We start from the raw sequence: 9,500 nt of genomic DNA, 5'->3' as shown, positions 1-9,500 counted from the left end.
TGCGTGCATCCTCGCGGACGTAAACCCCCAGAATGCGCCTGCTCCCAGGCAACGCTGCCTGGCGTCGGGGCGCGCGTGGTCCCGCTTGGGAGACCACGACATTCACGCTTTCCGGAACGCCCCCAGAGGCTCCGTCCGGACCGGATGCGGGCCGTTGAACCGACCCAAGCGGGAGAATATTCCTGCCCGGATTTATAAGTCAATACCCTTTAGGAATTCCCTCGGCGAGTCGCTGTAGCGACACGCCGATGTTATTCGTTTCAAAAAATCAGACTTCATCACCGAAAATCGACCGCGGGTACGCTTGGAACCGCACCCGATGACAGGAGGCTGACGTGGCCGGCGCAACGCTGAACGGAACGACTGTTGCCGAGGTGATGGCCGAACTGGCCGCGCTTGAAGACCCCAAATCGCGCCAAGTCAACGAACGGCATGGCGACGACCACGGCGTGAACCTTGGCAAACTGCGGGCCGTTGCGAAGCGTCTGAAGATCCAGCAGGACCTGGCACTTGAACTGTGGGCCACGGACGACACCGCGGCGAAGCTGCTGGCGCTGCTCATCTGCCGGCCGAAGGCGTTCGGGCGCGATGAGCTCGACGGCATGATCCGCTCGGCGCGCACTCCCAAGGTGCACGACTGGCTGGTGAACTACGTGGTGAAAAAGAGCCCGCACGCCGAAGAACTGCGGCAGGCATGGTTCGCCGATCCGGATCCGGTGACCGCGAGCGCCGGCTGGGCACTCACCAGCGAACGCGTAGCCAAAAGCCCCGAGGGCCTTGACCTTCCCGGGCTCCTGGACATCATCGAAGCGCAGATGAAGGACGCCCCGGACCGCCTGCAATGGGCCATGAACGAATGCCTGGCCCGGATCGGGATCGAGCACGCAGGCCACCGCTCCCGCGCCATCAGCATCGGCGAGCGCCTCGAGGTCCTGAAGGATTACCCGACGCCGCCGGGCTGCACCTCTCCGTTCGCCCCGGTCTGGATCAACGAAATGGTGCGCCGGCAGGACGCCGGTTAGGGCTTCAGGCGGGCGGCAAGCCGCTCAGTGGACGAGCTTTCCGGCGGCGTCGCGCGGACGCACCGGATGTCCGCTGAGGATTGAGATGCGGTTGAAGGCATTGATGGTGACCGCCACCCATTCGGCCGCGACGAAAGCCTCTTCGCCCAGGATGATCCGGGCGTCCGCCAACTCCACTTTGCTTTCTTCTGTAAGTGGCAGTTTGGTGCCGGCTTCCGTGATCGAGAGGACGGCCGCCTCACGCTCGGCATACGCGTCGGTCTCCCGCCAGGCTGCGAGCAGGTCGAGCTTCTGCTGCGAAATCCCGGCGTGCCGCGCCTGCCGGGAATGCAGGTCCAGGCAGAAGGCGCAACCGTTGATCTGGGAGGCCCGCACCTTGATGAATTCCACCTCTTGGGCGCTGAGTCCCCGCCGCAATGCAGCCTCGCCGATTACGGCCGCATAGGCCTGTGCGGCATCCCAGGCCTCGGGCATGACTTTGTCCAGGAAGGGGCGCGTATCCATATCCCCGAGGATAGCCGGGGATATGGAGGAGGAAGAAAAGGGGTGGGCCCTGTGGGGCTCGAACCCACGACCCACGGATTAAAAGTCCGATGCTCTACCAACTGAGCTAAAGGCCCCTGCCGGCAACCGCCGGCCCAGTCCATTTCTGGACGATAAATACTCTACCGCACACCAAAGGACGCCATGACACGGTGCTGGCCACCGCCGTCGGGAGTTCTGAAACCGGGCCGCCACTGCCGTCCTGACCCCTTTTGGCCGACGGAACGACGGCGGCGCGCGGCCCCGGCGGCGTGTCGCTGCACCTGCCGGTTCAAAGAAGGTCAGGAGGGCGAGCCTCCCGCAGACCAAACCAGCACAACAAACCCGGACGACCTCCCCGAAACCAACCATCCCATGAGTGCACGAGCGAAAGCACAGGAGTAGCGTTGGGGCATGAGCGATCCAGCAGCCTCGACAGGTTCCAGCGGAGCACCCAGGCAACACAAGCCCAAGCCCTTCGCGCCCATCGATTTTGAACCCTTCGCGGGGGGCGCGGACCCGGCGAGGGTGTCGGAGGCTGCCCACCTGGCGGCGCAGGCTCTGGTGCGCCGCGGCCGGGACAGCGACGATCCCAAGGTCACCAAACGGCTGGTCAAGCTCGCAGACGAACAAGGCCTGGATGCCATCGCCGAAATGTGGGCCGAGAGCCCGGCCCGTTCCCTCCCCGGCGCCCTGTGGCGGCTGTACGCCCTCCGCGCCGCCACCATCCAAAACTCCGAACGGATCTCCGTCTACTTCAAGGCCGGAAAGGACACCGCCCAGGTTTCGCACGTCGTTGCAGGGGCCGCCGAGCCGCCAGGAGCGGACGAAATGAAGCAGATGGCGGATGCCATCCTTTCGGGAGCGTTCGACGGCGATTTCGACGTGGCGCTGGAACGTTCCGCCGCGTTTTGCCGCGTGGTGGCGCTGGGCCAGGCGACCATCGCGGACAGCGCTGAGCACGCCAGCGAAAGCCACGCCAGCAAGCTCACCAGGAGCTCACACCAGCTGGTGAAGACGGCCGAGGACCTCGAACACGCAGCCAACGCCTGGCGGCTGGGGGAGCTGGACTGAGCCGGCCCGGCCGCCCCGGCCGACGCATCCACCCCAACGCGAATCTGTCAATGTTGACTTAGCTTGGACGAGGTATAAGACTAAAACTGGTGTCGAACCGCGAAACCCCCGGGCTTCAACTTATAGCCGCTTCGAGCGGCCTACCGCCGAGAGGCGTATCCGGTTCGGCACCATTTTCATGCCCTCTTCGCGGCCATCGGCGCCTGCCCGCCTAAGGACGGCCTGCGCCTGCCGCCTCAGCGCACCCAAAGACCAGCGCCTCCAAAGACCAGCGCCTCCAAAGACGGCGCACCAGCACTGAAGCAACCCGTCCGGGGCGCAGCTTGAACTGCCGTAAAGTTGGTGTCTGTGAACGTTCCCGCGTCAAGTCATGCGATCCTCGTTGCCGCACACCCCACCGACTCCGCAGAACGGGCACCACTGTGAAGCTGCGCCTCTTTCCCCAGGAACCCGCCGGGCTGAAGCTGCTGTCCCAGATGGCCCGCCAGATCCTGGAGGGCACGGGCACCCTTTCGGAAATCCTCGGGGCGCCCGTCACGGAGCATGAGCGGCTCGTCGACGAACTGCACGGGCACGAATCGAAGTCCACGGAACTCCACTTCGCCCTGCTCACCCACATGCGCACCAGCTTCATCAACCCGCTCCCCCGCGAAGACATGTACGCCCTCTCCCGCTTCCTCAACGAGGCCATGGAGAAGCTGGACGCCGCGGGCGAACTTGTGGCCCTGTACAAGCTGGACCGGCTGCCCAAGCGCGCGGCGGACCAGCTGGAGGTCATCAGCCGCCAGGCCGAGCTGACGGTCGAGGCCATGGGCCGCCTGGACGACCTGGACGAACTTGAGGACTACTGGATCGAAATCCTGCGCCTGGCCAAACGGGCCGAGCGCAGCCACCGGATCTGGGTGGCCGAGATGTACCGCGACATGAAAGCCGCGCAGTACGCCCGGCACCGGGACGTCGCCAACCAGCTGGTGGACGTCACCAAGGACATGCGCAGGGTAGCCACCCAGGTAGGCAGCATCATCGTCAAGGAAGCCTGACGTGGCGACCGGCTTTTTCGTCCTGGTTGTGGCCCTGGCCTGCGGTTTCGCCTTCCTCAACGGCTTCCGCGACGTCTCCACCGCCGTCGCGCTGTCCGTCCGGACCCGGGCGCTGACCGCCTCGGTGGCGGTCCTGCTGGCGGCCGTCTTCAACTTCGCGGGCGCCATGCTCAGCGGCGGCTTCGCACTGCTGTCCAGCCAGAGCCTGCTTGACCTGCCCGACGGCGTCAGCGGCCTGAGCATCCTTGCCTCCGCGCTTGCAGCGGCCGTCCTGTGGGGCGTCTACGCCTGGTGGCGCGGCATCCCGCTGTCTTCAACGCACGCCCTGGTGGGCGGGCTCGCCGGCGCCGGTGCGGCCAGCATTCTTGTGGGCGGGCGCCCGATCGGGGGCGTCGACAACGCGCTGCTGTTCCAGGTGGTCCTGCCCCTGGTGCTGTCACCGCTGATCGCCTTCGCCGCAGCCTACCTGCTGATCTGGCCGGCTACCTGGGCGGCCCGCTTCACCCAGCCCGACGTGGTGCACAGCCGTTTCCGGCGGGCCGAGGCAGTCTCGGCCGCCGCCGTCGCATTCGGTCACGGCCTGCAGGACGGCCAGCGCACCATTTCGGTGCTGCTTCTGGCGGGCGTTGCGGCGGGACTGTCCGACGGCGGGCAGCTGCCTTTGTGGCCCGTGTTGCTGACCGCCGTGCTGCTGACCGCCGGCACGCTGTTCGGCGGCTGGCGGATTTCGCACACCCTGGGCCACAAACTGATCCGGATCGATCCCCTGCGTGGTTTCGTGGCACAGAGCCTGAGCTCGCTGATGCTTTTCATCGGCGCGATCGGCCTGCACCTGCCGCTCTCCACCACACATACCCTCACCTCCGCCGTGCTGGGCGCGGGGACCAACCAGAGCTTCCCGGCCACCCACCGGCCCATGGTGCTGCGGATCCTGGGCTTCTGGCTGCTCACCCCGGTAATGACGGCGGCGGCGGCGTTCGTCCTCGAGCTGGCTTTCTCGCCCCTGGCCAGGCTCTAAGCGGCTTAGGCGAACAAAACGCGCCCTACCCGGCAGGCGATGGCTGGAGGCCTTATAGGCTCGTGCACATGAGCAGGCTGGGTAAATCAGGCGTCGCGGTTATTACAGGCGTCGGACGTCGTCGTTCAATCGGAGCAGGTCTGGCTGTTAGCCTGGCGCAGGATGGCTGGGACCTCGCACTCAATTACTGGAGGCCGTATGACGACCGTGCGGGACTTGATCGGAATGCGGATGATCCGAAGTCCATTGCCGAAGAATGTCGGGCTTTCGGCGTAACTGTCGAGCTCATTCCAGGCGACCTCGCTAGCCCGGACACCCCCGTCAAACTCCTTCGGGCTGCCCACGCAATGGGCCCCGTCACCGCTCTTGTCATGTCGCATGCCGAATCGATCGACAGTTCAGTCCTGACCACAAGCCTTGAAAGCTGGGAACGCCACTTCGCCGTAAACGCCCGGGCTGCATGGCTGCTGATCAAAGCTTTCGCGGAGCAACTTCCCACCGCCCCAACGGGCGAGGTGAGCGGCCGAATCGTTGCACTCACCAGTGACCACACGGTCCATAACCTTCCTTACGGCGCCAGCAAGGGCGCCCTGGACCGCATCGTTACCGCAGCTGCTGTTGAACTCGCCGAACTCGGAGTACGGGCGAACGTCGTGAATCCCGGCCCGATCGACACCGGATGGATGAACGATGAAGTTCGCGCATTGTGCATCGGCGCAACACCCATCGGCCGGCTGGGTACGCCCCATGACAGTGCCAACCTCATCCGTTTCCTCCTATCCCCCGAAGGATCATGGATAAACGGTCAGATTCTGTACAGTAACGGCGGCTTCAAGGTCGGCTAGTTCGCAAGTAACGACGCCGGCTCCGGAACAAACACGCTAGCGCGCGAGCTCGGTTTCGGCCTCGAGCCCGCCCAGCTTGTCCGGGTTGCGCATGGCAAAGATCCGCGCGATCCGCCCGTCCTCCACCACCACGCTGATGAGCGACGGGCCGCCCACCTCGTCGTCGATCCGGATGCCGAGTGCACCGTTGAGCCAGAGCAACGCGCTCCTCGGGTTGACCGCGACCTTCGGGAAGGGCCGCAGCAGGTTGATCACCTTCTTCGCGCCGTACACCGGCACCCGCGCGGCCTGCGCCACACCGCCGCCGTCGGCGATCAGGACGACGTCGGGAGCCAGGACGTCCATCAGCCCCTGCACGTCCCCGGTGGTGACCGCCGCCAGGAACCGTTCGACGACGGCCTGCTGCTCGGTGCGGTCCACCTGCATGCGGGGGCGCCGGGCTGCCACGTGGGAGCGGGCGCGGCTGCCGATCTGCCGCACGGCGGCGGTCGACTTCCCCACCGCCTCGGCGATCTCCTCGTAGGGCGCATCGAAGACCTCGCGCAGCACGAAAACCGCCCGCTCGACAGGGGCAAGCGATTCGAGCACCGTAAGCATGGCGATGGAAACGCTCTCGGCGAGCTCGACATCTTCGGCGACGTCCGGCACCGTGAGCAGCGGTTCGGGCAGCCACTCCCCCACATACTCTTCCCGCCGCCGGCTCAAGGTGCGCAGGCGGTTGAGTGCCTGGCGCGTGACGATGCGGATGAAGTAGGACCGCGGCTCGCGGACCTCGGCACGGGCTTCGGAGCCAAGGCCCTCCCACCGCAGCCAGGCCTCCTGCACCACGTCCTCGGCGTCGGCGGCGGAGCCGAGCATCTCGTAGGCCACGGTGAAGAGCAGGCTGCGGTGGGTGACGAAGAGGTCCAGGCCGTCGGTGGTGCCGGAGCTGCGCATACCGGTCACGCTACCGTGCGCCCGCCTGGGACCGCGAGAGACTTGGCGCCGCGAGGGGCTTGAGCCCGCACGAGTCCGCGAACCCCTCGGACTCGATGCCGAGCGCGACGTTGCCGCGGGTCGTGAGGTTGGCGTAGCCGATGACGCTCGTGAGTTCGACCAGGGCCGCCGCGCCGAGCTGATCGAGCAGCCGGGCGGCGAGCTCGTCGGTGACGGTCACGGGAGTCGTGCTCATGGCCTCGGCATATTCCAGCACGTCGCGCTCCAGCGGCGTGAAGACCTCGGATTCGCGCCAGCACGGGATCTGCTGCGCCTTCTCCAGGTCGAGGCCGTTGTTGTGTGCCATGAAGTAGTTGAAGTCCAGGCACCAGGTGCAGCCGATGAGCGAGGCCACGGCCATGTGGGCGTAGGACTTCAGCGACTCGTCGCAGCTGTTCCATTTCTGCAGCTTCTGGCCCATGCCCATGGATGCCTTGAGCACGGCCGGGTTGTGCCACATGACGCCCAGCGACTCCGGTACCTTGCCGAACATTTTTGCGCTGAACTTCTTCACCAGGGCGCCGTAAAGGCCGGTGATTTCTGCGGCGGGGATCCGGGTAGTCATGGTTCCTCCTGCGGGTCGGGTTCTTTGCCTTGCGACATCAAGACACCGCCCGCGGGCAATCTGTGACAGATTCGGAAGAAATTCAGCCCTGCCACTTATAGCGGCGCTCCGGCCGGCCGATCCCGCCGTACCGCAACTGCACCAAGGCACGGCCTTCCTCCACGAAGTACTCGAGGTACCGGCGGGCGCTGACCCTCGAGGTGCCCAGGGCGTCGGCGGCCTCGGTGGCAGACAGGTCCGCATCGGCCGAATTCCCGGCGGTGCGTCGCAACAGGTCCTCCACCAACCGCAGGGTCTCGGCGCTGAAGCCCTTGGGCAGCGGGCGCGTGGTGCCGCCCAGGCCGAACACCCGGTTCACATCCGCCTGCTCCGCCGTTTCCTTCTCCGAGCCCGGCGACAGCGCCTGGTAGCTTTGCCGGTAATGCTCAAGCCGTTCGTGCAGGTCTTCCGAGGAAAAAGGCTTCATCAGGTAGTGGACGATTCCGCCGCGCAGCGCCCGGCGCACGGTTTCCACTTCGCGGGCCGCACTGATGACCAGCACGTCGAGTTCCGGCACCACTTCGCGCAACTGCTGCAGCAGCTCCAGTCCGTTGATGTCCGGCAAGTGGATGTCCAGGAGCACCAGGTCCGGCTGGAGCCGCCGCGCCTCGGCCACCGCCTGGGCCCCGCTGTGGGCCGCCCCAACCACTTCGAAGCCGGCAAGCTGCCGGACGAAGCCCGAGTGCACCTTGGCCACCATGAAGTCGTCGTCGACCACCAGGACCCTGATCATGCCTGCAGGTTTCCTTTCTCCGAGCGCGTCTTCCCGGGCGAGCGGTACAGCGTCGCGGTGAAGACTGCTCCGCCGTCGTCGTGGACCTCCACGTCGCCGCCACGGCGCAGGCACACCAGCCGGGTCAGCGGCAGCCCGAAGCCGCGGCCGCCGGCGCCGTCGGACGCCTTGGTGCTGAAACCGCGCCGGAAGATGTCCTCCCGTTCCGCGGGCGCGACGCCGGGACCGGAGTCCCGCACGGTGACCGTCACCTTGCCTGCCTCCTCGATGAGCCTGACGCTGACCCTGCCGTCCGGGGCATCCCCGGCGGCGTCCAAGGGAGCAGCGTCCATTGCAGCTGCATCCATGGCAGCGGCGTCCATGGCATTGTCCACCAGGTTCCCGACGACGGTGGTCAGGTCGCGCGAGAATTCCTCGTCCACCCGGCCCAGGCCGGAAGCGGCATCCAGCCGCAGGGCCACGTTCCGTTCCCCGGCGAGGCTGCTCTTGGCGATGAGCAGGGCCGCGAGCGCGGGGTCGTGGATGCGGGAGGTGATGTCGTCCGAAAGCTTGTTGCGGCTCAGGCTCACGCCGTCCACGAAGCTGACCACCTCGTCGAACTCGCCCAGCTGGATGAGCCCGGAAATGGTGTGCAGCTGGTTGGCGAACTCGTGGGTCTGTGCGCGGAGGGTGTCCGTGGTGCTGCGCGTGCGGCCCAGTTCCTTCTCCAGCGAGGACAATTCGGTGCGGTCGCGCAGGGTGGTCACGGAGCCGATCACGCGGCCACGGGACGTCATGGGCTTGCGGTTCAGGACCACCAGCCGCTCGCCCACGAGGAGCAGGCGGTCCGGCTCGGGCTGTTCAGTGGTGAGGTCCTCCCGCAGCTGCCGCTGCACGCCGAGCTCGCCGAGGCTGCGGCCCACGCAGTCCTCCGGCAGGTCCAGGAATTCCCGGGCGCTTTCATTGGCCACGGTGATCCGTTCCTGCGGGTCCAAGGCGATCACCCCTTCCTTCACGCCGTGCAGGATCGCCTCGCGGTGCTCCACCAGGCCGGCGATCTCCCGCGGCTCCAGGCCGAAGGTCTGCCGCTTGACGCGGCGGGACAGCAGCAGCGAACCGGCCGCGCCCAAGGCGAGGGACACGCCCAGGTACACCAACAGATCGGGCACCGTCTCACCGAAGCGTTCCAGAACGGAAGGATACTGGCGTCCGACGGCGACGATGCCCACCGTGCGTCCGCCGTCGTCGATCACGGGAACGTGGGCCATCAGGGAAAGGTTGCCTCCCATCTCCAAAGGCCCCGTCCAGGCCCGTCCCTGCAGCACCGTGCTGCCGCCGAGCGGGAGCGGGGTGCCCACGGCGGCGGGGTCCTCCGGCGAGGTGAGGATGGTGCCGTCTGTCTTGGCCAGGATCACAGTGCTGGCCCCGGACACCGTCCGGACCGACTCCGCAACAGACGGCAGGGCCGCGCCGTGCCGGGGCTCCGCCGTCGGGATCAGCGAACGGACGGTAGGGTTCGCGGCAAGGGATTCCGCCACCGAAAGGGCCCGGCGGCCCTCCACCCGTTCGAAGGTCGCGGCCGACTGCACCTGGGATATCGCGATCACGCCAAGCAGCACCGCCAGCACGATCAGCAGCTGAAGACCCAGGTACTGGCCGGCCAGGGACAGGCGGCGCCGACGGCGGGG

General features: G+C 66.7%; 10 protein-coding genes and 1 tRNA gene. 5 read left to right on the top strand and 6 right to left on the bottom strand.

Translation table 11 applies throughout. The features are described from left to right. Positions 1 to 377: 377 nt before the first annotated feature. Positions 378 to 1,022: a DNA alkylation repair protein gene (locus ACNQPB_RS06235; protein WP_498750711.1), complete on the top strand. Its 645-nt coding sequence runs from the start codon at positions 378 to 380 to the stop codon at positions 1,020 to 1,022. Between the two features lie 24 nt (positions 1,023 to 1,046). Here ACNQPB_RS06235 and ACNQPB_RS06230 read toward each other — a convergent pair whose 3' ends face one another. Continuing rightward, entirely contained in the window at positions 1,047 to 1,526 is a 480-nt protein-coding gene (locus ACNQPB_RS06230; protein WP_498750046.1) for a carboxymuconolactone decarboxylase family protein, read from the bottom strand. Between the two features lie 43 nt (positions 1,527 to 1,569). Then, positions 1,570 to 1,642: transfer RNA gene (locus tag ACNQPB_RS06225), tRNA-Lys, on the bottom strand. Positions 1,643 to 1,958: 316 nt separating this feature from the next. Between ACNQPB_RS06225 and ACNQPB_RS06220 the strand changes: the two genes are divergently transcribed. From ACNQPB_RS06220 to ACNQPB_RS06205, 4 genes are all read left to right on the top strand, one after another. Next, on the top strand, positions 1,959 to 2,618 hold the full coding sequence (locus ACNQPB_RS06220) for a hypothetical protein (protein WP_498750044.1): 660 nt from the start codon (positions 1,959 to 1,961) through the stop codon (positions 2,616 to 2,618). A 422-nt stretch (positions 2,619 to 3,040) separates the two neighbouring features. Beyond that, positions 3,041 to 3,658 carry a DUF47 domain-containing protein gene (locus tag ACNQPB_RS06215; RefSeq protein WP_498750042.1) on the top strand — a complete coding sequence of 206 codons (618 nt, stop codon included), beginning with the start codon at positions 3,041 to 3,043 and terminating at the stop codon, positions 3,656 to 3,658. 1 nt (position 3,659) lies between these two features. Continuing rightward, entirely contained in the window at positions 3,660 to 4,676 is a 1,017-nt protein-coding gene (locus ACNQPB_RS06210) for an inorganic phosphate transporter (RefSeq protein ID WP_498750040.1), read from the top strand. Between the two features lie 68 nt (positions 4,677 to 4,744). Next, positions 4,745 to 5,521 (top strand): SDR family oxidoreductase, encoded by a 777-nt coding sequence (locus tag ACNQPB_RS06205; RefSeq protein ID WP_498750039.1) that lies wholly within the window; start codon positions 4,745 to 4,747, stop codon positions 5,519 to 5,521. A gap of 36 nt (positions 5,522 to 5,557) precedes the next feature. Here ACNQPB_RS06205 and ACNQPB_RS06200 read toward each other — a convergent pair whose 3' ends face one another. From ACNQPB_RS06200 to ACNQPB_RS06185, 4 genes are all read right to left on the bottom strand, one after another. Continuing rightward, positions 5,558 to 6,457: an RNA polymerase sigma-70 factor gene (locus tag ACNQPB_RS06200; RefSeq protein ID WP_498750037.1), complete on the bottom strand. Its 900-nt coding sequence runs from the start codon at positions 6,455 to 6,457 to the stop codon at positions 5,558 to 5,560. 10 nt (positions 6,458 to 6,467) lie between these two features. Further along, complete coding sequence (locus tag ACNQPB_RS06195) at positions 6,468 to 7,061, bottom strand: carboxymuconolactone decarboxylase family protein (RefSeq protein ID WP_498750035.1); 594 nt, start codon at positions 7,059 to 7,061, stop codon at positions 6,468 to 6,470. Between the two features lie 82 nt (positions 7,062 to 7,143). Then, on the bottom strand, positions 7,144 to 7,833 hold the full coding sequence (locus ACNQPB_RS06190; protein WP_498750034.1) for a response regulator: 690 nt from the start codon (positions 7,831 to 7,833) through the stop codon (positions 7,144 to 7,146). Next, positions 7,830 to 9,482: a sensor histidine kinase gene (locus ACNQPB_RS06185; protein WP_498750709.1), complete on the bottom strand. Its 1,653-nt coding sequence runs from the start codon at positions 9,480 to 9,482 to the stop codon at positions 7,830 to 7,832. Before ACNQPB_RS06185 ends, ACNQPB_RS06190 begins: the two co-directional genes overlap by 4 nt. Positions 9,483 to 9,500: the final 18 nt, after the last annotated feature.

This window comes from Curtobacterium sp. LFS079 (assembly GCF_047977865.1).
Classification (GTDB): domain Bacteria; phylum Actinomycetota; class Actinomycetes; order Actinomycetales; family Micrococcaceae; genus Arthrobacter.
This window is presented reverse-complemented; position numbering and strand designations above follow the sequence as displayed.

Coding starts and splice junctions, on each gene's coding strand:
- ACNQPB_RS06235 (WP_498750711.1), top strand. CDS start 378: ATGGCCGAACTGGCCGCGCTTGAAGACCCCAAATCGCGCCAAGTCAAC.
- ACNQPB_RS06230 (WP_498750046.1), bottom strand. CDS start 1,526: ATGGATACGCGCCCCTTCCTGGACAAAGTCATGCCCGAGGCCTGGGAT.
- ACNQPB_RS06220 (WP_498750044.1), top strand. CDS start 1,959: ATGAGCGATCCAGCAGCCTCGACAGGTTCCAGCGGAGCACCCAGGCAA.
- ACNQPB_RS06205 (WP_498750039.1), top strand. CDS start 4,745: ATGAGCAGGCTGGGTAAATCAGGCGTCGCGGTTATTACAGGCGTCGGA.
- ACNQPB_RS06200 (WP_498750037.1), bottom strand. CDS start 6,457: ATGCGCAGCTCCGGCACCACCGACGGCCTGGACCTCTTCGTCACCCAC.
- ACNQPB_RS06195 (WP_498750035.1), bottom strand. CDS start 7,061: ATGACTACCCGGATCCCCGCCGCAGAAATCACCGGCCTTTACGGCGCC.
- ACNQPB_RS06190 (WP_498750034.1), bottom strand. CDS start 7,833: ATGATCAGGGTCCTGGTGGTCGACGACGACTTCATGGTGGCCAAGGTG.